The 21,171-nt window shown below is 74.3% G+C and carries 20 protein-coding genes; 8 read left to right on the forward strand and 12 right to left on the reverse strand.

Going from position 1 to position 21,171, the window contains the following annotated elements; all coding sequences use genetic code 11:
- The 4 genes from ADY01_RS15945 to xylB form a co-directional block, all read right to left on the reverse strand.
- Positions 1–203 (reverse strand): hypothetical protein (locus ADY01_RS15945; RefSeq protein WP_199826245.1); only part of this gene is annotated, 203 nt, incomplete at its 3' end.
- A gap of 94 nt (positions 204–297) precedes the next feature.
- Positions 298–957 carry an N-acetylmuramoyl-L-alanine amidase gene (locus ADY01_RS15950; RefSeq protein WP_049572919.1) on the reverse strand — a complete coding sequence of 220 codons (660 nt, stop codon included), beginning with the start codon at positions 955–957 and terminating at the stop codon, positions 298–300.
- 91 nt (positions 958–1,048) lie between these two features.
- Positions 1,049–2,227 (reverse strand): ROK family transcriptional regulator, encoded by a 1,179-nt coding sequence (locus tag ADY01_RS15955; protein ID WP_078900345.1) that lies wholly within the window; start codon positions 2,225–2,227, stop codon positions 1,049–1,051.
- 40 nt (positions 2,228–2,267) lie between these two features.
- On the reverse strand, positions 2,268–3,701 hold the full coding sequence (gene xylB, locus ADY01_RS15960) for a xylulokinase (RefSeq protein WP_049572926.1): 1,434 nt from the start codon (positions 3,699–3,701) through the stop codon (positions 2,268–2,270).
- A 115-nt stretch (positions 3,702–3,816) separates the two neighbouring features.
- Here xylB and xylA point away from each other — a divergent pair, with 115 nt between their 5' ends.
- Both xylA and ADY01_RS15970 read left to right on the forward strand, forming a co-directional pair.
- Positions 3,817–4,989, forward strand: coding sequence for a xylose isomerase (gene xylA, locus ADY01_RS15965; protein WP_049572930.1), 1,173 nt, complete (start codon positions 3,817–3,819; stop codon positions 4,987–4,989).
- Between the two features lie 246 nt (positions 4,990–5,235).
- Positions 5,236–6,717: an RICIN domain-containing protein gene (locus ADY01_RS15970; protein ID WP_049572933.1), complete on the forward strand. Its 1,482-nt coding sequence runs from the start codon at positions 5,236–5,238 to the stop codon at positions 6,715–6,717.
- Here ADY01_RS15970 and ADY01_RS15975 read toward each other — a convergent pair.
- The 5 genes from ADY01_RS15975 to ADY01_RS15995 all read right to left on the reverse strand — a co-directional run bounded on the left by ADY01_RS15975 (position 6,659) and on the right by ADY01_RS15995 (position 11,298).
- Positions 6,659–7,678, reverse strand: a complete 1,020-nt coding sequence (locus ADY01_RS15975; RefSeq protein ID WP_078900342.1) for a DMT family transporter — start codon at positions 7,676–7,678, stop codon at positions 6,659–6,661. The two genes, ADY01_RS15970 and ADY01_RS15975, sit on opposite strands and share 59 nt — an antisense overlap.
- Positions 7,679–7,894: 216 nt before the next feature.
- Positions 7,895–8,692, reverse strand: coding sequence for an alpha/beta fold hydrolase (locus ADY01_RS15980; RefSeq protein ID WP_063784251.1), 798 nt, complete (start codon positions 8,690–8,692; stop codon positions 7,895–7,897).
- A 29-nt stretch (positions 8,693–8,721) separates the two neighbouring features.
- Complete coding sequence (locus ADY01_RS15985) at positions 8,722–9,921, reverse strand: ROK family transcriptional regulator (protein ID WP_049572939.1); 1,200 nt, start codon at positions 9,919–9,921, stop codon at positions 8,722–8,724.
- A 1-nt stretch (position 9,922) separates the two neighbouring features.
- On the reverse strand, positions 9,923–10,207 hold the full coding sequence (locus tag ADY01_RS15990) for a hypothetical protein (RefSeq protein ID WP_049572942.1): 285 nt from the start codon (positions 10,205–10,207) through the stop codon (positions 9,923–9,925).
- Positions 10,208–10,323: 116 nt separating this feature from the next.
- A complete protein-coding gene (locus tag ADY01_RS15995) occupies positions 10,324–11,298 on the reverse strand; it encodes a TerC family protein (RefSeq protein WP_049572944.1) in 975 nt (324 codons plus the stop codon).
- A gap of 78 nt (positions 11,299–11,376) precedes the next feature.
- Between ADY01_RS15995 and ADY01_RS16000 the strand changes: the two genes are divergently transcribed.
- Positions 11,377–11,865, forward strand: coding sequence for a YbaK/EbsC family protein (locus tag ADY01_RS16000; protein WP_049572947.1), 489 nt, complete (start codon positions 11,377–11,379; stop codon positions 11,863–11,865).
- Positions 11,866–12,014: 149 nt separating this feature from the next.
- Positions 12,015–13,244 carry an MFS transporter gene (locus ADY01_RS16005; protein WP_049572950.1) on the forward strand — a complete coding sequence of 410 codons (1,230 nt, stop codon included), beginning with the start codon at positions 12,015–12,017 and terminating at the stop codon, positions 13,242–13,244.
- Positions 13,245–13,349: 105 nt separating this feature from the next.
- Here the strand turns inward: ADY01_RS16005 and ADY01_RS16010 are convergent, their stop codons facing one another.
- The gene (locus ADY01_RS16010; protein WP_049572953.1) at positions 13,350–13,778 is read right to left on the reverse strand and encodes an ATP-binding protein; all 429 of its coding nucleotides are present in this window, start codon (positions 13,776–13,778) and stop codon (positions 13,350–13,352) included.
- Positions 13,779–13,984: 206 nt separating this feature from the next.
- Here ADY01_RS16010 and ADY01_RS16015 point away from each other — a divergent pair, with 206 nt between their 5' ends.
- Genes ADY01_RS16015 through ADY01_RS16025 form a run of 3 tightly spaced genes read left to right on the forward strand, consistent with a single transcriptional unit; the run spans position 13,985 to position 15,944 of the window.
- Complete coding sequence (locus ADY01_RS16015; protein WP_049572974.1) at positions 13,985–14,809, forward strand: helix-turn-helix domain-containing protein; 825 nt, start codon at positions 13,985–13,987, stop codon at positions 14,807–14,809.
- Between the two features lie 3 nt (positions 14,810–14,812).
- Complete coding sequence (locus ADY01_RS16020) at positions 14,813–15,139, forward strand: DUF397 domain-containing protein (protein WP_078900343.1); 327 nt, start codon at positions 14,813–14,815, stop codon at positions 15,137–15,139.
- The gene (locus ADY01_RS16025; RefSeq protein WP_049572961.1) at positions 15,132–15,944 is read left to right on the forward strand and encodes an SAM-dependent methyltransferase; all 813 of its coding nucleotides are present in this window, start codon (positions 15,132–15,134) and stop codon (positions 15,942–15,944) included. Before ADY01_RS16020 ends, ADY01_RS16025 begins: the two co-directional genes overlap by 8 nt.
- Positions 15,945–15,983: 39 nt before the next feature.
- Here ADY01_RS16025 and ADY01_RS16030 read toward each other — a convergent pair whose 3' ends face one another.
- On the reverse strand, positions 15,984–18,956 hold the full coding sequence (locus ADY01_RS16030) for a glycoside hydrolase family 2 TIM barrel-domain containing protein (RefSeq protein WP_049572964.1): 2,973 nt from the start codon (positions 18,954–18,956) through the stop codon (positions 15,984–15,986).
- Positions 18,957–19,216: 260 nt separating this feature from the next.
- Here ADY01_RS16030 and ADY01_RS16035 point away from each other — a divergent pair, with 260 nt between their 5' ends.
- Complete coding sequence (locus tag ADY01_RS16035) at positions 19,217–20,023, forward strand: SGNH/GDSL hydrolase family protein (protein WP_049572967.1); 807 nt, start codon at positions 19,217–19,219, stop codon at positions 20,021–20,023.
- A gap of 3 nt (positions 20,024–20,026) precedes the next feature.
- On the opposite strand, the gene ADY01_RS16040 is transcribed toward ADY01_RS16035, so the two are convergent.
- Positions 20,027–21,171 (reverse strand): SWF or SNF family helicase (locus ADY01_RS16040; protein ID WP_049572979.1); only part of this gene is annotated, 1,145 nt, incomplete at its 5' end.

The raw sequence follows: 21,171 nt of genomic DNA on the forward strand, positions 1-21,171 counted from the left end.
GGAGGGGGGCACGGGTGGTGGGGCGGCCAGTCCGGCCAGTCGGGCCAGTGCGGCCAGTCGGGCCACGGCGGCCGCGGCCAGTCGTGGTGGTGGCAACCCGCCGGCGTCGCCCCGGCGGTGCCGCCGCCGACGACGACGGCCAGCAGGAACGTGGCACAGGCGGCGCCGGCCGCCATCCGGCGTGCGCGCTGCGTCGTCTTCACGGAGCGATACTGCGCCCGCGCCGCCCGGAGCATGAGGCCCGCGGCGTGTTTTCGCCGGATGTGATGAAAAAAAGTCCGGAAAGGATTGAGAGGCTCATCCCCGCGTCGCCCGGGCCGAGTTGACGAGCCGCAGATAACGGTCCCAGTCCCACAGCGGCCCCGGGTCGGTGTGCGTGGCGCCCGGGACCTCGTGGTGGCCGATGATGCCCGAGCGGTCCCCGGGGATGCCGTAGGTCGCGCAGAGGAACGCGGTCAGCGCCGCGGACTTGGCGTACATCGCGTCGGTGAACCACTCGGGCTCGTCGACCCACCCCTCGTGCTCGATGCCGATGCTGCGGGTGTTGTAGCCCCAGTTGCCCGCGTGCCAGCCGATGTCGGCGTCGGCGACGCACTGCGCGACGCGCCCGTCGGCGGCGACGACGTAGTGCGCGGAGACCTCGCGGGAGGGGTCGGCGAAGATGCCGATGGTGTCGCGGTAGGTCTCCTGGGCGACGTGGATGACGACATGGTCGATGGGGTGGCTCAACGGGCGCCTCGCCGCGGTGAGATTGGAGGCGTCCGCGGGCGTCCACTCGGCCCCGGGGAAGCCCGGGGGCCCCGCGGCGGGCGAACGCCCCGCGCCCGTCGGTGCGTTCGGCCGCCGGGCGGGCAGGGCCGCGGCGGAGGCCCTCATCGTCGCGGCGGTGGCGACCACGGCCGCGCCGCCGCGCAGCAGGGCACGGCGGGCGGAGGCGTGCCGGTGGGAGGGTGGCATGCGTTCATGCTGACGCCCCGTCGGGCGCCCTGCCAAGCCGTGCCGCTTCGCGGAGTTGGGCCGATGAGCGCGCCCGACCCTGTGGGACGTGTCACCTCGGGCCCAGGGTGCTGGGTGTGTCGAGGGCCGTTCTGACCGCGGACCTGGCGGCGCCCAGGAGCGGTCCGTCGGGACCGAGCGGCGAGGCGGTCACCGGCACCGGGGTGCTCCGGCCGCCCGCCGCCACCGAGGTGCGCCGGGTCAGCTCCCTGCCGACGGGCGGCAGCAGCCAGGGGGCGAGCCGCGCGAGCGTGCCGCCGATGACCACCTGCCGCGGGTCGAGCAGGTTGACGGCGCCCGACAGGGCGATGCCCAGGGCCGTGCCCGCCTGCCGCACGGCCCGCAGCGCCGTGGGCTCACCCGCCTCGCAGCGGGCGGTCAGGGCGCCCATGCGGACGCCGGGCCCCGGTTCGAGCCCGGCGGCCCGCAGCACCGCCTCGGCGCCCGCGTACGCCTCCAGGCAGCCGCGACCCCCGCAGGAGCAGGGGCGGCCCAGCGGGTGCACCGGCAGGTGGCCCAGCTCGCCCGCGAACCCGTGGGCGCCACGCAGCAGTTCGCCGTCGATCACCAGGGCGGCGCCGATGCCGATCTCGGCCGAGACATGGACGAAGCTGTCGGGGCCGCCGTCCGCGGCGCGGCCGTGGTGGCCGGACCACAGCTCGGCGAGCGCCCCCAGGTTGGCCTCGTTCTCGACGGCGACCGGGCCCAGGTCGCCCGGCAGGAGTCCGGCCAGGTCGGTGCCGTGCCAGCCGAGGTTGGGCGCGCGCAGCACCGTGGCGGTGTCCCGGGCGACCAGGCCCGGCACGGCGACCGCCAGGCCCGCGGGCCGCAGCCCCACCGCCTCCGCCTCGTCGGCGGCCCGGCGCAGCATTCCGCTGACCTGGGCGAGGACGGCGGCCGGGTCGCTCGCCTGGTTCCTGCTCTCGTGGTCGATCCTCACCCGCACCTGGCCGCGCAGGTCCATCACGCAGACCGCGAGGTGGTCCACGCCGATCTCCGCGCCGAGACCGCAGGGCCCCCGGTCGGCCAGGAGCAGCTCGGTGCCGGGGCGCCCCACCGCGCCCGACCGGCCGGGGCCGCGTTCCACGACCAGCCCGCGGCGCAGCAGCTCGTCCACGAGCGTGGAGACGGCGGCCCGGGTCAGCCCGATCCTCGCCGCGACGGCGGCGCGGGAGAGCGCCCCCTCGGCGGCCAGGGTGTGCAGCACCCGGGAGAGGTTCCGCTGCCGCATCTCCGCCTGGGACGCGGGGGCGGGCTGGACCACGGCGTCCTCAGCGCTGCCGCAGCAGCGCGTCGGCGCCGGCGAGGGTGGCGTCCAGGCGGGACAGGGCGTCGTCGTCGCGCTCGACGGCCCGCAGGCTCTCGCCCTCGGTGGTGCCCCAGTCGCGGGCGACCGCGGCCGGGTCGCGGCCGAGCAGCAGTCCGGCGGCTTGGGCGGCGGCGCCGATCGCGACCAGCTCGTCCGCGGCCGGGACCTTGACCGGGCGGCCCGAGAGACGGCGCACCGTCTCGCGCCACGCGGTGCCGCGGGCGCCGCCGCCGATCAGCAGGATCGGCTCGGTGGGGTCCGCGGCGTCGTCGAGCACCAGGTCGAGGGCGCGCAGCAGGGCGAAGACGGCGCCGTCGTAGGCGGCTTGGAGCAGCTGCCCGCCGGTGGTGCCGTGCCGCAGCCCGTGCACGAGGCCCGAGGCGTAGGGCAGGTCGGGGGTGCGTTCGCCGTCCAGGAAGGGCAGGACCACGGCGCTGCCGCCGGGTTCCACCGCCTCGCGGTCCAGGCCGAGCAGGGTGGCGAACCGGTCGACGGCCTGGGTGCAGTTGAGGGTGCAGGCCAGCGGAAGCCAGTCGTGGCGCGCGTCGGCGAAGCCCGCGACGATGCCGCTGGCGTCGGTGGTCCGCCGCTCGCCGACCGCGTAGACCGTGCCCGAGGTGCCCAGGCTGAGCACCGGGCGCCCCGGGCCCAGGCCGAGGCCCAGGGCGCCCGCCATGTTGTCCCCGGTGCCGGCGGCGACGAGGATGCCCTCGGGCAGGGGCAGGCCCGAGCGGGCGGTTCCCGCGGGCTCGCCCGAGGCGACCACGCGCGGCAGCAGCGCGGGATCGAGGCCGACATGGGCGAGGATCTCCTCGTCGTAGCGCTCCGTCGCCGAGGACCACCACCCGCTGCCCGAGGCGTCGCCCCGGTCGGTGGTGCCCCCGGCCACGCCCTGCCCGGTCAGGCGCCCGGTCAGATAGTCGTGGGGGAGGCGCACCGCGCGCGTGGCGGCGGCGGCCTCGGGCTCGTGCTCGGCGAGCCAGGCCCACTTGGTCACGGTGAACGAGGGCGCGGGAACGCTGCCGGTTCGCTCGGCCCAGGCCGCCGGCCCGCCGAGCTCGTCGATCAGGCGGTCGCGCTGGGGGGCGGAGCGGGTGTCGTTCCACAGCAGGGCGTTGCGCACCGGGCGCCCCTCGGCGTCCAGCGTGACCAGGCCGTGCTGCTGGCCCGCCACGGACACCGCGGCGGCCTGCTGGGCGGCGGGGCCGCACTGCGCGAGGGCCTGGGCGAGGGCGTCCCACCACTGCTCGGGGTCGCTGTCGTGCGCGGGGGTCACCACGTTCGGCGCCTGCCCGCGGGCCACGACCGAGCCGGTGGCGGTGTCCACCACCAGAACCTTGGTGGACTGCGTGGAGCTGTCCACGCCGATGACGAGGGGTCCATCTGGAGCGGCCATGGGCGCGGTCCTCTCTTGCGGGTCGTGCACGCCGGGTCGGGGGGTTTCCACAGGGGGCCCGTGCATACTAATTTGTCAACGGCCATGACGAAATACGGGGAGCCGAGGAGCAGCCATGTCATATCAGCCCACTTCCGCGGACAAGTTCACCTTCGGTCTGTGGACCGTCGGCTGGCAGGGCCGCGATCCCTTCGGTGACGCCACCCGTCCGGCCCTGGACCCGGTCGAGTCGGTCAACCGGCTGTCCGAGCTGGGAGCCCACGGCGTCACCTTCCACGACGACGACCTCATCCCGTTCGGCGCCTCGGCGAGCGAGCGCGACGGGCACATCAAGCGCTTCCGCCAGGCCCTGGACGCCACGGGCATGGTGGTGCCGATGGCCACCACCAACCTCTTCACCCACCCCGTCTTCAAGGACGGCGCCTTCACCGCCAACGACCGCGACGTGCGCCGGTACGCGCTGCGCAAGACCATGCGCAACATCGACCTGGCGGCCGAGCTGGGCGCGGAGACCTATGTCGCCTGGGGCGGCAGGGAGGGCGCCGAGTCCGGCGGGGCCAAGGACGTGCGCGCCGCGCTCGACCGGTTCAAGGAGGCTTTCGACCTGCTGGCCGACTATGTGACCGAGCAGGGCTACGGGCTGCGGTTCGCCCTGGAGCCCAAGCCGAACGAGCCGCGCGGCGACATCCTGCTCCCCACCGTCGGGCACGCCCTCGCCTTCATCGAGCGCCTGGAGCGCCCCGAGCTGTTCGGCGTGAACCCCGAGGTCGGCCACGAGCAGATGGCCGGGCTCAACTTCCCGCACGGCATCGCCCAGGCGCTGTGGTCCGGGAAGCTCTTCCACATCGACCTCAACGGGCAGAACGGCATCAAGTACGACCAGGACCTCCGGTTCGGCGCCGGTGACCTGCGGTCCGCGTTCTGGCTGGTGGACCTGCTGGAGTCGGCCGGCTACGAGGGCCCGCGGCACTTCGACTTCAAGCCCCCGCGCACCGAGGACTTCGACGGCGTGTGGGCGTCGGCGGCCGGCTGCATGCGCAACTACCTGATCCTCAAGGACCGCGCCGCCGCCTTCCGCGCCGACCCGGCCGTGCAGGAGGCGTTGCGCGCCGCCCGCCTGGACGAGCTGGCCCGGCCCACGCTGAACGAGGGCGAGACGGCCTCCGCGCTGCTCGCCGACCGTTCCGCGTTCGAGGACTTCGACGTCGAGGCCGCGGCCGAGCGCGGCATGGCGTTCGAGGCCCTCGACCAGCTGGCGACGGACCACCTGCTGGGCGTCCGCGCCTGACGCGTTCCCCGGCGGCGCGTTCCCCCGCGCCTCCGGCCCGCGCCCCCGGCGCCGCGTACCACCGCGGCCCGGGGGCGCGGCGCTTCCCGGGCCGCTCGCGGTCTCCCGCGTCCGGCCCGCGGCCTCTACCGTGACGGGTGGAGCAATCCGCGCTGGGACGGCCGTACGCGCTCCGCACCTTCCCCCACCGTGCTCACCGCCGCTGCGGGGCGGCGGGGAGCCAGACCGCGAAACGGAGCCGCAGCGATGCCACGTCCCGACACTCCGGCCGGCAGCACCACGAGAGGAGGCGGCGCGCGGCGCGGGTGGCTGCTCGTGGCCGCCCTCTGCCTCGGCCTGCTCACCCCCTTCCTGACCGCGCCCGCCGCCCAGGCCGCGCCGGTCACCGTGCTCAACGGCACCCGGTTCACCGATCCGAACGGCGACCCGGTGCACGCCCACGGCGGCGGCGTGCTCAAGGTCGGCGCCCACTACTACTGGTTCGGCGAGAACCGCCAGGAGGACGGCAACGGCTTCCGCTATGTCTCCGTCTACCGCTCGACCGACCTCGCGACCTGGGAGTTCCGCAACCACGTCCTCACCCAGCAGTCCGACCCCGAGCTCCAGAACGCGAACATCGAGCGCCCCAAGGTCATGTACAACGAGGCGACCGGCCAGTTCGTGATGTGGATGCACAAGGAGAACGGCCAGGACTACAGCGAGGCCAGGGCCGCCGTCGCCGTCTCGGACACCGTGGACGGCGACTACGACTGGCGCGGCAGCTTCCGGCCGCTGAACCACATGTCGCGCGACATCACGGTGTTCACGGACGACGACGGCGCCGGATACATGGTCTCGGCCGCCCGGGAGAACTACGACCTGCACATCTACCGGCTGACCGCCGACTACACGGCGGTCGCGTCCCTGGTGGCCAACCCCTGGCCGGGCGGGCACCGCGAGGCGCCCGCCCTCTTCAAGCGGAACGGCGTCTACTTCATGCTGACCTCGGGCGCCACCGGCTGGTCGCCCAACCAGCAGCAGTACGCCACCTCCACCAGCCTCGGCGGCGGCTGGAGCTCCATGCAGAACGTGGGCGACGCCACCGCGTTCGGCTCCCAGACCGCCTGGGTGCTGCCGCTCCAGGGCTCGGGCGCCACCTCGTACCTGTACCTGGGCGACCGCTGGGGCAACTCGTTCAACGGCCGCGTCAACGACTCCCGGTACGTCTGGCTGCCCCTCACCTTCCCCACCGACCGCACGCTGTCCATGAGCTGGGCCCCCGAGGTGGTCCTCGACACGGCCGCGGGCACGGCACGGGGGCAGGGCGGCCCGTACGAGACGCTGACCGCCCGCCACTCGGGCAAGTGCCTCGACATCCCCAGCCAGTCCCACACCGCCGGCCAGGAACTGGCGCAGTACACCTGCAACGGCGGCCTCAACCAGCGGTTCTGGGCGCGTGACGCCGGCGGCGGCCACGTCCAGCTCGTCGCCCGGCACAGCTCGCTCTGCCTGGCCGTGTCCGGCGGCTCGACCGCCGACGCCGCCCGGGTGGTGCAGAGCGCCTGCGGCGGCGGGCAGGAACAGCAGTGGCGCCTGACCGACGCGGGAGGCGGCCACGTGCGGATCGAGGCCAGGCACAGCGGCAAGTGCCTCGATGTCTCCGACGAGTCGGCCGCCGACAGCGCCCGCCTCATCCAGTACACCTGCTCCTCCGCCGCGCACCAGCAGTTCCGGCGCGCGACGGTGTGATCCGGCGGCGAACGGTCATCACCGCGAGGCCCGCGACGATCAGCGCCACTCCGGCCCAGGCCAGGGCGGAGAGCCGTTCGCCGATCACCACCACGCCGAGCACCGCGGCCACCACCGGCTCGAACAGGGTCAGGGTGGTCGCGGTGCTCACCCGCACCCGGGCCAGGCCCGCGCCGAAGAGCCCGTACGCCAGCCACATCGGGACCACCGCCAGGTAGGCCGCGACGGCCACCCCGCGCGGCTCGGAGACCACCGCCCCGCCGGTGACCACGAAGAGCGGCAGCAGCACGCCGGCGCCGAGGCCGAACAGCGCGCCCATCGAGGCGCGCGCGGAGTGGCCCCGCCGGATGAGACGGGCGCCCGCGTAGGCGTACGCGGCATAGGCGGCGCCGGTCAGCAGGGCGAGCGCCACGCCCGCGCCCACGCGGTCACCGGCCGCGCCGCCCGCCCCGGAGGAGCCGGCCGCCACCAGCGCGGCGCAGCCGAGCGCCGCCGCGGCGGTCGCCGCCAGCCAGCGGCGGGTCAGGCGGGCGCCGTCGAGCACCCGCTCCAGCACCGCGGCGACCACGGGCGCGGTGCCGATGCTCACGACGGTGCCGATCGCGACGCCCGCCAGGTCCATCGAGGTGTAGAAGGCCAGGGGATAGACGACGACGCAGGCGGCGCCCAGCAGCGCGCACCACAGCGCCGCGCCCCCGCCGCGCAGCAGGGCGAGCGCGGAGCGGGCCGCGACGGCGAAGGTGAGGAGCCCGCCGACGCCCATGGTGGCCGCGCCGATGGACAGGGCGGAGGCGGCGTCCGGGGCGAAGTGGGCCGCGGTGCCCGTGGTGCCCCACAGCGCGGCGGCGGCCAGCACCAGCGGCGCGCCCGAGCGCGCGGCACCGGCCGCTCCGGCACCGGCCGTTCCGGCACCGGTCGTTCCGGCGCGGGGCGCGCCGGGGGAAGGGGAGGAGTGAGTCATGGGAGGCGTCCTGCTCCGTTGAGTTCCGAGGGGAATCAGCTCGGCGGGAGGGCGCGCCCCGGCACCGGCCCCTGGCTCACCGCAGGGCGGGAGCGGGCCGGAGAGAGATCAGACCGGCGATGTGCGCGAACGAGCGCCGCGCGCCCTCAGCGGGCAGCCGGAGGCGGCGTGACGGTGTGCCAGTAGGACGATCGCATGGTCGCAGCATAGCGAAGCTCACCGTGGCTCCGTGCACCAGGACCGCAGCAGCTCGACCACCTCGGCGGGCCGCTCCTCGTGCAGGAAGTGACCCGCGCCCTCCCAGAGCACGACCCGGGAGCGGGGATGCGCCGGCAGGCCGCGGTCCCAGGCGGCGGTGGCGGGGGAGGCGTGCACGGTCAGAGCGGGGCAGCGCCTGCGCCGCAGATACGCCTCCGCCGCGGGCCGCCGCCCGAAGGCGCCCGGGGCCAGGTACATGCCCGCGCGGTAACGGGCCAGGACGGCCGGGTCCGTCGCGGCCATCAGCCCCTCGTGCCGGCGCCGGACGGCGGGAGGCGTGGCGTCGGTGAACGCGCGCCGCACGAAGCGCACCGCCCAGGCGGAGCCCTCCCGCAGCAGCGCCTCCTGCTCGGCGGGGAGCCGGGTCGCCGCGTCCGGCGCGTCGCCGCCGTAGCCGGTCGCCAGCGTTACGACGGACCGCACCAGCCGCGGATGCTCCACGGCGAGCGCGGTCGCGACCTGCCCGCCCATCGAGTGGCCGACCGCGACGACGGGCCCGGTGCCCAGGTCGCGCAGCCACGCGGCCAGGTCGGCGGCCACCTCGCGCGGCGCGCAGCGGTCGGGGCGGTCGGGCGTCGCGCCGTGCCCCGGCAGGTCGGGCACGAGCACCCGGTGGTGCGGGCGCAGCCCCGGCAGGTGGGCGGCCCAGTCCCGGCCGTCGCAGCCCCACCCGTGCAGCAGCAGCAACGGGGGCCCGCCGCCCGGAGGCGTGCCGGTGTCCACGGCGGCGGGCCGGAAGACGTCGGGCGGTGTCATTGGTGGCGCTCTCCCTCTCGCCCGGTCCCTCAGCTCCCGGCCCGGCCCACCGAGGCGAGCGCGCCCTCCAGCGCGAACGTCGCGGCGCCCAGGCTCACCGGGTTGACGCGGATGGGGCTGAGGACGATCTCGGTGGTCTCCCGGGGGCGGCGTAGGGCGTGGCGGGCGACCGCCTCGCGCGCCAGGCCGAGCAGCGGGGCGCCGAGGCGCCTCGCCACCCAGCCGGTCAGGATGACGATCTCCGGATCCAGCAGGTTGACCAGGTCGGCGAGGGCGGCGCCCAGGTGGTCGGCGGTCCGTCGCAGCACCTGGTCCGCAACCGGGTCGCCCTCCCGGCAGGCGCGGGCCAGCCGCGCCACGGTCGCCGTCTGGTCGTCGCCGGCGAGCAGCGGGCTGCCGGGGCTGATCTCGGCGAGCGTGCGCATGATGCCGGGGGCGCCGACATAGCTCTCCACGCAGCCGAGCCGACCGCAGCGGCAGCGCCGACCGTCCGGCACCAGCCGGGTGTGGCCCCACTCGCCCGCGCTGTTGGAGGCGCCGCGGTGCGGTGCGCCGCCGAGCGCGAAGCCCGCGCCCACGCCCGTCCCCAGGTTGGCCACGATGGCGTCCTCGCGGCCCGAGGCGGCGCCGAACCACAGCTCGGCGACCAGGCAGGCGCGCATCGGGTTGTCCAGGTGGAGCGGGAAGGGGATCTCGTCGGCCAGCAGGCTCAGCAGCGGCACATGGTGCCAGTCCCAGTTGGCCGCGTACACGGAGACGCCGCCCTCCCGGTCCACCATCCCAGGCATGCTGATGCCCGCGCCCAGCACGGGGGCCCCGGTCGCCGCCCGCCCGGCGGCGGCGCGCACGGCGGCCCCGATGCGCCGGGTCAGGCGCGTGGGCTCCCGGTCGCCCGGATCGAGCTCCTCGTGGGCGCGGGCCAGGGTGCGCAGGGTGAGGTCGACGACCTCGGCGTGGACATAGGTCTCGGCCACATCGACGCCGATGAGCGCGCCGCCGCCCGGGTTGACCTCGAACAGCCCGCGCGGTCGGCCGCCGCCCGAGTCCTCGAACCCGGCGTCGACCAGCATGTCGTGGGCGATCAGCTCCGCCACCAGCGTGGTGACGGTGGCCGGACTGAGGCCGGTGGCCGCGGCGAGCCGGGGCCGGGACGCGGGCGACTCGGCGATGGCCTGCCGCAGGACGCGGTAGCGGTTCGCCGTGCGGATGTCGCGTGAGGTCGTCCTCACCTCACTCCTCGGTGCCGTCCTTGCCCTTCCTGCGGAACCACCGGCGCTTGCGCTGCCGGGGCGGGCGCTCGCGGCGCCGGCCCGAGCCGTGTATCCAGCCCGCGGGCGGGTCGTCCGAGCGCCAGGGCTGCGGCGCGGGCGCGCCGTCCTTCCAGCGCTCCCTGAGCATCCGGGTCCGTGCCGCGGGCTCCTGCACCTCGGCGCCGCGGACAAAGCTCTCGTCCAGCACGACTTCGTCCCACTCGTCGCGCTCGGGGCCGTCCTGCCCCTTCGGCTCGGTCCCCACGGGATCGCCCTCCGTCCGCTGTCGGTGCGCGCACTCCGTCGCATGATGAACGCCACGAGGGGCCGGGTGGTTCCAGCCCCTCGCGGCGGGTCGCCGCGTCCGCGGCGGGGAGCCCGTTACGAGGAGCTCTCGGCCGCCTCGGCGGCCTTGCGCTCCTTGCGGTTGGCCCGCAGGCTGGTGAACGTCGTCACCACGAGCACGCCGCAGATCACGCCCAGCGAGAGCGGCGTGCTGATCTCCGGCGTGTTCACGCCGGACTCGTGCATGGCGTGCAGCACCAGCTTGACGCCGATGAAGCCGAGGATGATCGACAGCCCGTAGGAGAGGTGCACCAGCTTCTCCAGCAGCCCGCCGATCAGGAAGTACAGCTGGCGCAGGCCCATCAGCGCGAAGGCGTTGGCCGTGAACACGATGTACGCGTCCTCGGTGAGGCCGAAGATCGCCGGGATCGAGTCGAGGGCGAAGAGGATGTCGGTGCTGCCGATCGCCAGCATCACGATCAGCATCGGGGTGATCAGGCGGCGCCCGTTCTCCCTGATCACCATCTTGGTGCCGTGGTAGCGGTCGGTGGCCGGGAAGCGGCGCTCCACCAGCTTCAGGAAGCGGTTCTCCTCGTACTCCTCCTCCTGGTCCTTCGCCCGTGCCTCCTTGATGAGCTGCCAGGCGGTCCAGATGAGGAACGCGCCGAAGATGTAGAAGACCCAGGAGAACGAGGCGATCAGCGCGGCGCCCGCGGCGATGAACGCGCCGCGCAGCAGCAGGGCGATCAGCACGCCCACCAGCAGCACCCGCGACTGGTACTCGGGGGGCACGGCGAACTTCGTCATGATGAGGACGAAGACGAAGAGGTTGTCCACGCTGAGGGACTTCTCCGTGACATACCCGGCGAAGAACTCCCCGCTGGGCGTGCCCCCTTCGAAGATCAGCAGGCCGATGCCGAAGAGGACGGCCATGGCGACCCAGATGGCCGACCATGTCCCGGCCTCCTTGAGCGACACTTCGTGGGGCTTGCGCCCGAAGAAGAAGTCGACGGCGATCAGTGCGCAGAGCACCGCCACCGTGAGTACCCACATGGTCAACGAGACGTCCACTGTTCCTCCGGTCATCCGACGTTTGTCGCGAGAATTTCCTTGGCGCGGCATGTCGGGGGAGCACTAGGGTCCCCGTCCATGACCGCATCCATCAGCGCGCATCCCCGGTTCGCCGTCGCCCTCGCCGTGCTCGGGCTGGAGGGCGTCGAGATCCGCGCCTTCCCCGAGGCAACCCGCACCGCGGCCCAGGCGGCCGAGGCGATCGGGTGCAAGCTTAATCAAATAGTAAAGTCGCTGGTGTTCGAGGCGGATAAGGAGCCGGTTCTGGTCCTGGTGGACGGCTCGTCCCGCGTGGACACCGAGCTGGTCCGCGCCGCGCTCGGCGCCTCGGAGGTGCTCCGGGCCTCCGCCGGGACCGTCCGCTCCGCCACCGGGTACGCCATCGGCGGCGTGCCCCCCTTCGGCCACACCACCGCCCTGCGCACCCTCGCCGACCGCGGGCTCCTGGCGCACGACACCGTCTGGGCCGCGGCGGGCACCCCGCACACCGTCTTCCCCCTTCCCCCCGCCACGCTGGTCGCCCACGCGTCGGCGACCCTCAGGGACGTCGCACAGCGCCAGACCTGACGCCCCTGGTGGCGGCCCGGGTCGCGGCCTCCGCGCCCGTGGCCGCGGGCATCGCCCCGACGCCGAGCGGCGGTTGACCGCCCGAACGGCGCCCCCTCCGCCGAAAACAAGGTGCCCGGGGCCTGACCCGGACGGCATCATCACCGGCCATGGACTCATCCGCCTCCGGGCTCCGCGTCTACCGCCAAGTCTTCCGCGTACCCGGGGCCAGGGGGTTCATCGCGGCCAGCATGATCGGCCGCATGCCCATGGCGACGCTCTCCCTCGGGACCGTGCTGCTGGTCACCCATGTGACCGACAGCTACGCCACCGCCGGCGCCGTCGCCGCCGGGGGAGCGGTCTGCTACGCCCTGATCGTTCCCCGGCTCGGCTACCTCATCGACCGGTTCGGCCAGGGCCGGGTGCTGCGTCCGCTCGCGCTCGCGTTCGGTCTCGCGGGGACCCTCTTCCTGCTCGCCGCCCAGTTGGGGGCGCCGGTCTGGGCGCTGTTCGCCACGGGCGCGGCGTTCGGTGCCCTCATGCCGCCGCTCAGCGCGCTGGTCCGCGCCCGGTGGAGCCACCTGGCGGGCGGCGACACCACGGGCACGCTGCTGACGTCCTCCTACTCCTTCGAGTCGGTCGCCGAGGAGATGATCTTCGTCGTCGGCCCGCTGCTCGTCGCGGCGGTGGTGCTCGTCCACCCGGTCCTCGGCGTCGCCACCGTCACGGTCTTCGGCGTGACAGGCGGCCTGCTCCTCGCCGCCCAGCGCGGCACGGAGCCTCCCGTGCTGCCGCTCCGGGAGACCGCCTCGCGGGCCATGTCCGTCTCCGGGCTGCGGCTGATGTGCGCCGTATACGTGTGCACCGCCGCGATGTTCGCCGGGTGGGAGCTGAGCACGCTGGCGTTCGTCGAGGAGTTCGGGTCGCCCTGGCAGCTCGGCGCGGTGATGTCCACCTACGCGCTGGGCAGCGCCGTCGGCGGCCTGGGGTACGGCGTACGGAAGTGGCGGATGCCGCTGGACCGCCGCTTCCTGCTGGCGATCTCGGCCGTCGTGGTGGGCATCGGCCCGCTGTGGGCCATGCCGGGCGTCGGCGCGCTGTGGGTGTACTCGTTCTTCTCCGGCCTGCTCATCGCGCCGACGATCATCGCCGGATACAGCCTGGTGCGCCAGGGCGTGCCCGCCGAGACCCTGACCGAGGGGATGGCGTGGCTGTCCACCGCCGTCGGCCTCGGCCGGGCGCTCGGCGTCCTGGCGGCCGGCCTGGTCATCGAGGCCCACGGGGCGCGCTGGGGCTACGCGTTCACGCTGGCCTGCGGGTGTGGCGCGCTGGTGATCGGCGTCCTCGGCATGCGCCACCTGCGGGAGATGGCCGCCCCCAGGCTCGACCGCGCGGCCTGATCCCGAACGGCGCGCCGGCGTCGGGCGGGCCGAAACCGGCGCGCCGCCCGACCAGTCGGCGTCCCCCCTGGCGGCCGACCGGGTCGCCCCCCGTGAGCGATCCGGTCAGCCGCACCGGCCGTCCAGCGGGAGGTCGGCCCAGACCACATGGCCCGGCTCGGCCTCCCGGGGACGCACCCCCCAGACCGTGGCCAGGGCGCAGACCAGCAACAGCCCCCGCCCGCCCTCCTCGTCCTCTCCCACGCAGCGCGGCGCGTGCCGCGGCCCCATCCCGTCGCTGGCGACGGCGACCCTCAACAGGGGGCCCAGAAGCCGCAGTTCGCAGCCGACGGACTCGCTGTCCGTGTGGCGCAGCGCGTTGGTGACGAGCTCGGTGATCACCAACTGCGCGTTGTCGCAGGTCTCGACCGGCGCGCGCCACTGCCTCAGCTGCTGGCGCGTGAGGCGGCGCGCCTCGGCGGCCGACGTGTCCACGGCGGGCAGCCTGAAGCGGAGATGGCCGTTCGCGAGGACGGCGGTCTCTGGCCGCGACATGGGCTGAGCGTGCGAGGAGGAAGCCACCGCACCACTGTGCGGGTTGTTCCTCGCATCCGGCAAGAGCCATCCTGCAAATTACAGAATCGTTGATATCAGTCTGTTGTGATCGTTGATGTCGTGACAGACTTCCTGTGAGCAGGGGAAGTTGAGGAGGTGAGCGGGTGCCCGGCGGGCAGGTGAGCGGAGCGGCCACCGTTCTGCGGCTGGTGCTGGGACGGCGCCTTCAGGACCTGCGCGAGGCGGCCGGGCTCTCGTTCGAGGACGCCGGACACACCCTCGACGTCACCCACGCCACCATCCGGCGCATGGAGAAGGCCCAGGTCGGGCTGAAGGTCCCGTATGTCGAGAAGCTGCTGCGGATCTACGGGGTCACCGACCAGCGCGAGGTCGACGGCTTCCTCGACCTGGTCCGCGAGGCCAACCGCCCCGGCTGGTGGCACCGGTACCGCGACGTCCTTCCCGACTGGTTCAGCGCGTTCGTCAGCCTGGAGGCCGAGGCGGACCAGATCCGCGCCTACGAGCCGCACTACATTCCCGGCCTCCTCCAGACCGAGGCGTACGCCGCCTCCGTGCTCCGCGCCGGGATGCCGCACGCCCCCGCCTCCGAGATCGACAGGCTGGTCTCGCTGCGCCTGGCCCGCCAGGATCTCCTGTCCCGCAAGCAGCCCCCGCTGCTGTGGGTCGTGATCGACGAGACCGTGCTCCGCCGCCCCGTCAGCCGGCCGAACGTGATGCGAGCCCAGGTCTCCCGGCTCATCGAAACGGTCGCCGTGCCGCATGTCAGGCTTCAGATCATGCCGTTCTCCGCGGGCCTGCACCCCGCGATGTACGGGCCCTTCCACCTCTTCCGCTTCCCCGTCACCGAGCTGAACGACGTGGTCTGCGCGGAGAACCTGGTGGGGGCCGCCTACTTCGACCAGCGCGACGACGTGTCGACCTTCAGAGAGGCGCTGGACCGGATGTGTGCGCAAGCTGCGCCAGTGCACCGCACTGAGGCCATCCTCAGTGGGATTCGCAAGGAGATCTGAACGATGGATCGCATATACAACGGGATGCCCGCGACCGAACTCGGTGTGGAGGGCTGGCTGAAGCCCTGGAGCGGTGGCAACGGCGGGAGTTGCGTCGAGGCGCTGCCGCTGCGCGACGGACGGGTGGCGCTGCGCCAGTCGACCGACCCGGACGGACCGGCCCTGATCTACTCCGACCATGAGATCCGGCGATTCATTCAAGGAGTCAAATCGGGCGAGGCGGACTTCCTTCTCGCCCGTTCGCGGGGGACCGGCACGGTGCCCGCCCACGGGGGGGCGGACACCGTGCCGGTGCAGCACGGACACAGAGACGGAGCAGGATGTGAGTGAAGAGGGCTTCGCGGCCGAGCAGATCGACACCAGCAGGGCCCACCCCGCGCGGATGTACGACTACTACCTCGGGGGCCAGGACAACTACGAGGTGGACCGGGTGGCCGCCGAGCGCGTCGTCGAGCTGCTGCCGGACATCCACATGGCGGCGCGGGAGAACCGCAGCTTCATGCACCGGGCCACCAAGACCGTCGTCGGGCGCGGCATACGCCAGATCATCGACGTGGGCACGGGCATACCGACCTCGCCCAACACGCACGAGGTCGCCCGCTCCATCGCCCCCGACGTGCGGGTCGCCTATGTGGACAACGACCCGATCGTCAGCACCTACGCGGGCGCCAAGCTGATCAACGACGGCAACGCGGCGTTCGCCCTGGGGGACCTGCGCGACCCGAAGGCGGTGCTGGAGCACCCGGCCGTCTGCGACCTCATCGACTTCGAGCAGCCCGCGGCCCTGCTGCTCGTGGCCATCCTGCACTTCATCGAGGACGCGGCCGACCCGGCGGGGCTGATCAGGGCCATGACCGAGCCGCTCGCCCCCGGGAGCTGCCTGGTGATCAGCCACGGCACGCGCGACCTGCACCCGCCGGAGCGCCTGGCCGAGGTGGGGAAGGTGTACAGCGGCTCGACCTCGACGCTGACGCTGCGGCCCCGGGAGCAGATCCTGTCGTTCTTCGAGGGGTTCGACATCATCGATCCCCCGGGGCTGGTGCAGCCGCCGTTCTGGGCGCCGGAGGCCCCGGTGCCCGACGACCCGATGCTGCGCGGCCTCGGCTTCTACTGCGCCGTGGGCGTCAAGCGCTGAAGTCGAGGCCGCGCGGCCCGTCGCGAGCCGTGGCCCCGGTCAGGAGCCGGTGACCTCCCGGAAGGCGAGGGAGAACGTGGCGGGGCCGGCCGTCAGGTGATAGTGCGGCAGCGGCCCCGGGCCGCAGGACTGGCTGCCGATGCCGTGCTGGGCGTGGTCGAGGTTCACCCAGACCGTGTCCGACGGCACCAGGTCCGTGGTGTGCTCCGCGGCGTCCAGGTGCGCGCTGGTCCAGCGGCGCGCGGTGAACCAGAACGGCGCCGAGCCCGCGGTCACCCGCACCCCGGGCCCGTCCGCGGAGTGCAGCTCCGCCCAGCGCACGTCGGCGCGGGCGCCGTTCTCCTGCGGCCTGACATACGGCGTCTGCATCGCGTCCACCGAGGACTCGTACCGGCCGAGGGCCGAGGCGGCCCGGGTGTCCGGGTACGCCTCGCCGGGGCCGCCACCGAACCACCGGGCCCGCCCGTAGGCGGCGGGCAGCCCGAGCAGCAGCCCGAGCCGGGGGAGCGGGCAGGGCCAGTCGCCCTCCGCCTCGACCGTCACGGTCAGCCGCAGCTCCCCCTCGGCGGAGGTCCACCGGTAGGCGGCCACCAGCCCGAGGTCGGTCGCGGCCGGGGCGACCCGGGTCCGCACGGTCAGGCTGTCGCCGTCCGTGTCCACGCCGTCGACGCGGTGGCGCATCCGGTGCAGGCCGATGTCCCGCCAGCGCAGGCCGTGCCTGGCGTCCGACTGCCAGGAGGCGCCGAGGTCGTTGTCGGTCGGCGCGCGCCAGACGTCGAGGCGCGGGGGCGCGGCGAGGGTGAGGTCGCCGAGGTGGGTGAGTGCGCCGCTCGCCGCGTCGAAGACGCCGGGGCCGAGCGCGATCGTGCCATCGGCGCGGCGCGGGACCGCCGCCCCGGCCGCCGGGGTGGGCGCGGTGGGCGTAGTGGGCGCGGTGGGCGAGAACGCGGTCTCGGCGACCGGCAGTTGACCCCAGGCCACGGGGTGGCCCTCCGAGGCCCAGGGCAGGTCGCGGGCGAGCGCGGCCCTGACCGTCCAGACCGCCTCCCCGGCGCGGTCGCTGGCCGGGGCCGCGGGGAGCGCGACCTCGGCCGAGGCGCCGGGCGTGAGCTTCGGTACGTCGAGCGCCCCCTCGGCGACGAGCTCGCCCTCGACCTCGTAGGTCCAGGTGAAGGCGAGGTGGGAGAGGTCGGCGAAGTCGTGGCCGTTGGCGACGGTGACCGTTCCGGCCTCCGCGTCGCCGGTGATGCGTACCGGTTCGATGACCTTCTTGTACTCGATCAGTCCGGGGGAGGGGGTGCGGTCGGGGAAGAGGAGGCCGTCGCAGACGAAGTTGCCGTCGTGGAGTTCCTCGCCGAAGTCGCCGCCGTAGGCGAAGTAGGAGCGGCCGTCGGCCGTCTCCTTGGGGAGGCCGTGGTCGATCCATTCCCATACGAAGCCGCCCTGGAGGCGCTCGTGGGTCTCGAAGAGCCGCTGGTACTCGCTGAGTCCGCCCGGCCCGTTGCCCATGGCGTGGGCGTATTCGCACAGGATGAACGGGAGCGCGCGCCGGCGTGCGTCGGCTTCGGGGTCGGGCAGCGGCTCCTCCTCGCGCCGGCCGATCAGCTCGACCTCGTCGTGCGGGGCGTACATCCGGGAGTAGAAGTCGCTGTCGGGGCAGGCGCGGTCGTTCTCGTAGTGGACGGCGCGGGAGGGGTCGCGCTCTTTGATCCAGGTGGCCATGGTGCTCAGGCCCGGGCCGGAGCCGCACTCGTTGCCCAGGGACCAGATGACGACGGAGGGGTGGTTCTTGTCGCGTTCGACCATGCGCCGGGCGCGGTCGAGCAGGGCGGGGGTGAAGCGGTCGTCGGCGACCGGGTTGCCGCGCCAGTCCCCTATGAAGGTGAAGCCGTGGGTTTCCAGGTCGCATTCGTCGATGACCCACAGGCCGAGTTCGTCGCACAGGTCGAGGAAGGCGGGGTGGGGTGGGTAGTGGCTGGTGCGGACGGCGTTGATGTTGTGCTGCTTCATGAGGAGGATGTCGCGCCGCATGGTCTCCAGGTCGAGGGCGCGGCCGGTGTCGGGGTGGAACTCGTGGCGGTTGACGCCGCGGAAGAGGATGCGGCGGCCGTTGGCCTTGAACACGCCGTTCTCGACGGCGACCGTGCGGAAGCCGATGCGCAGCGGGATCCGTTCGCCCTCGGTGGTGAGTTCGGCCGGGTAGAGGCGGGGGGTCTCGGCGGTCCACGGCTCGACGGGGACCGCGGCCTGCTCGCCGGTGGCCAGGTCCAGGCCGAGTTCGGGGACGGTGATCCGGCCGGCGGGCGTGCAGTCCACACGCAGGGTGCCGCGGCCGGTGGTGTGGTCGTAGCCGGCGTGCACGAAGAAGTCGGCGGCGGCCTGCTCGGGGCGGTGCAGCAGGGTGACGTCCCGGAAGATCCCGGGGAGCCACCACATGTCCTGGTCCTCCAGGTAGCTGCCGGCCGACCACTGGTGGACGCGGACGGCCAGCACGTTGCGGCTGGGCCGCAGCAGGTCGCCGACGGCGAACTCGTGGGGCAGGCGGCTGCCCTGGAAGGTACCCAGCTCGCGTCCGTTGAGCCAGACCCGGGCGCAGGACTCCACGCCGTCGAAGCGCAGCACGCTCTCACCTCCGCCCTGGCCGTGGCCGGGCCAGTCGGCGGGCAGGTCGAAGACGCGGCGGTGGTCGCCGGTCGGGTTCTCGGTGGGGACGCGGGGCGGGTCGACGGGGAAGGGGTAGGTGACGTTGGTGTAGGCGGGCGCGCCGTGGCCCTGGAGCACCCAGTGGCCGGGGACGGCCACCTCCGCCCAGCCGGTGGTGTCGGCTCCGTCGCCGGTGAAGGCGGTGTCGGCGCCCTCGGCGGTGGGCGAGAGGCGGAAGGCCCAGGTGCCGCCCAGGGAGAGGCGGGCGGCGTCGGATGTGGCGTACCAGGCGCGGGCGGGCAGGGTGCCGCTGCCGGGGGACGGGTCCTCGTAGTAGGGGAGCCGGTCGTCCTCGGGCCGGGTGTCCATGAGTCTCCTCTGGCTGCGGGCGCGGTCGGCAGACCTCCCCGCGATGTTGGAATCTGTGGCTCGCTGTTCGATAACGCTAGATCTGGATCCGGCTTTGGACAACCCTTCGGGAAAGCCGGGACCATCGCCGGCCGGGCGACACTCCGGGCGGCCGGCGTCGTTGTCGTTCACAACGGCGCAACAGCCTTGACATGGGCACGACTTGGCGAGGGTAGGGCGCCGTTGCACCACTCGTCCCCCCACGAACCCCCGGAGGTTCCATGAAGCTGCGCCGTTCCCTGTCGCTGGCCGCCACCGCGGTCGTCGCCCTCGGCGTGTCCGCCCTCGGCCCCATGACGGCCTCGGCCCAGGAGCCCGCGGCCGCCGCCCACTATGTGGCGCTGGGCGACTCCTACTCCTCCGGCGTCGGCGCCGGAAGCTACGACGAGGCCAGCGGCGACTGCCGCCGCAGCACCGTCGCGCACCCCGAGCTGTGGGCCGACGCCAACGCGCCCGCCTCGTTCCAGTTCCCCGCCTGCTCCGGAGCCACCACCACCGACGTCCTGAACAACCAGCTCGGCACGCTCGACGCGGCCACCACGCTGGTCAGCATCAGCATCGGCGGGAACGACGCCGGTTTCGCCGACACCATGAGCACATGCGTGCTGGAGGGCACCGACGCCTGCCTGTCCGCCGTGGCCGCCGCCAACGGCGTCATCTCCGGCACCCTGCCCGGCCGCCTGGACGCGCTCTACGGAGCGATCCGCGCGGGCGCCCCCGACGCCCAGGTGGCCGTGCTCGGTTACCCGCGGATCTACGAGCCGGGCGGGGACTGCTCGTTCGGCATCGGCGAGGAGTCGCGGACCGCGATCAACGGCGCCGCTGACAACCTGCACGAGGTGATCAGCAAGGCCGCGGCCGACCACGGCTTCGCCTACGGCGACGTGCGGCCCGCGTTCACCGGCCACGAGATCTGCTCGGGCGACGAGTGGCTGAACAGCATCACCCTGCCCGTCGGGGACTCCTACCACCCCAACGCCGCCGGTCAGTCCGACGGTTACTACCCGGTGCTGGAGAGCCTGGCCTGACGGTCAGCCCGCCGCCGCCCCGCCGCCCCGCGCGGTGGCCAGGGCGGCAGCGGGATCCGCCTCCCCGGGACCCACCGGCCACCAGCGCCCGCCCTCCTTGCGGAACGGCCACCACCGGCCGTCGGGCCCGCGGCGCAGCTGCACCCCCTCGCCCACCACGGTCCAGCGGTTCCCCGAGGCGCGCAGCACCGGGCGCGCCTCCTCCTCGGCCAGGGCCGCCGCCACCTGCTCGTGCGCCCGCGCCGGAGCGGGCCCCGCGTCCGGGTCGAGGACGGCCAGCGCGGCGCGCCCGCCGGCCTGCCAGGCCCGCACCGCCGTGCCGAACTCCCGCCCGCCGCGCCCGGATCCCCGGGCCAGCCGCTCGGCGACCGGGGCCGGTGGCCCTCCCGAGGCCATCCGCACCGCGTCCTCCCACCGGCTCAGCGGCGCGGGCGGCGCCTGCGTGGCGTGCCGGGGTCCCAGCGCCTCGGCCAGCAGCCGAGCGGCCCGCACCGCCGTGTCACGGATCAGGAACTCCAGTGCCGCCACGTCGAGTCCGGGCGGGGGCTCGGCCCCGCCCGCCAGCGCGGGACCCGTGCCGGGCTCCGTCACCAGGGGCGGAGGCTCGGGCAGCGAAGCGCCAGCGCCCCGCGCGTACGCCTCGGCCGCCGGTTCACCCGTCGGCTCGCCCGCCGGGAGATGCGCGGGCGTGCGGGCCTCCTCGGCGCGCGCCGCGCTGCGCCGTTGCAACTCCTCGGTCAACTCCCGCTCGCCACGCCCCCGCAGCAGCAGCAACAGGAACGGGTCGGCGTCCAGCAGCCGGCCGACCTGGTAGGTCAGGGCGGCGGTGTGGGCGCAGTGGTCCCACTCGCCGCACTCGCACGCGGGCTCCAGGTCGCCGACCCCGGGCAGCAGGTCGACCCCGGCCGCCTCGGCGTCCTCCACGAGGCGCGGCTCCATCTCCCGGTCGAGCAGCGCGGCGATGTGCCCGGCCTCGCGGGTGGCCGTGTCCAGCAGCCGGTTCCACTCGGCCTCCGTGAGCAGCCGCAGCAGCACATCCGCCCGGTGGGCCGTGCCGTCGGGATCCCGCACCACGGCGGTCAGCCGCCCGGCGCGCACCGAGACGGCGCCGACCGCCCCCGCCCTGGCGTGCCGGCGGCCCCTCGGTG

This window comes from Streptomyces sp. SBT349 (genome assembly GCF_001083795.1).
Taxonomy (GTDB): domain Bacteria; phylum Actinomycetota; class Actinomycetes; order Streptomycetales; family Streptomycetaceae; genus Streptomyces.

What these genes read in the sequence shown, in the direction of transcription:
- ADY01_RS15950 (WP_049572919.1), bottom strand. Translation starts at nt 957, where the DNA reads ATGCCACCCTCCCACCGGCACGCCTCCGCCCGCCGTGCCCTGCTGCGC.
- ADY01_RS15955 (WP_078900345.1), bottom strand. Translation starts at nt 2,227, where the DNA reads ATGCGGCAGCGGAACCTCTCCCGGGTGCTGCACACCCTGGCCGCCGAG.
- xylB (WP_049572926.1), bottom strand. Translation starts at nt 3,701, where the DNA reads ATGGCCGCTCCAGATGGACCCCTCGTCATCGGCGTGGACAGCTCCACG.
- xylA (WP_049572930.1), top strand. Translation starts at nt 3,817, where the DNA reads ATGTCATATCAGCCCACTTCCGCGGACAAGTTCACCTTCGGTCTGTGG.
- ADY01_RS15970 (WP_049572933.1), top strand. Translation starts at nt 5,236, where the DNA reads ATGCCACGTCCCGACACTCCGGCCGGCAGCACCACGAGAGGAGGCGGC.
- ADY01_RS15975 (WP_078900342.1), bottom strand. Translation starts at nt 7,678, where the DNA reads ATGACTCACTCCTCCCCTTCCCCCGGCGCGCCCCGCGCCGGAACGACC.
- ADY01_RS15980 (WP_063784251.1), bottom strand. Translation starts at nt 8,692, where the DNA reads ATGACACCGCCCGACGTCTTCCGGCCCGCCGCCGTGGACACCGGCACG.
- ADY01_RS16000 (WP_049572947.1), top strand. Translation starts at nt 11,377, where the DNA reads ATGACCGCATCCATCAGCGCGCATCCCCGGTTCGCCGTCGCCCTCGCC.
- ADY01_RS16005 (WP_049572950.1), top strand. Translation starts at nt 12,015, where the DNA reads ATGGACTCATCCGCCTCCGGGCTCCGCGTCTACCGCCAAGTCTTCCGC.
- ADY01_RS16010 (WP_049572953.1), bottom strand. Translation starts at nt 13,778, where the DNA reads ATGTCGCGGCCAGAGACCGCCGTCCTCGCGAACGGCCATCTCCGCTTC.
- ADY01_RS16020 (WP_078900343.1), top strand. Translation starts at nt 14,813, where the DNA reads ATGGATCGCATATACAACGGGATGCCCGCGACCGAACTCGGTGTGGAG.
- ADY01_RS16030 (WP_049572964.1), bottom strand. Translation starts at nt 18,956, where the DNA reads ATGGACACCCGGCCCGAGGACGACCGGCTCCCCTACTACGAGGACCCG.
- ADY01_RS16035 (WP_049572967.1), top strand. Translation starts at nt 19,217, where the DNA reads ATGAAGCTGCGCCGTTCCCTGTCGCTGGCCGCCACCGCGGTCGTCGCC.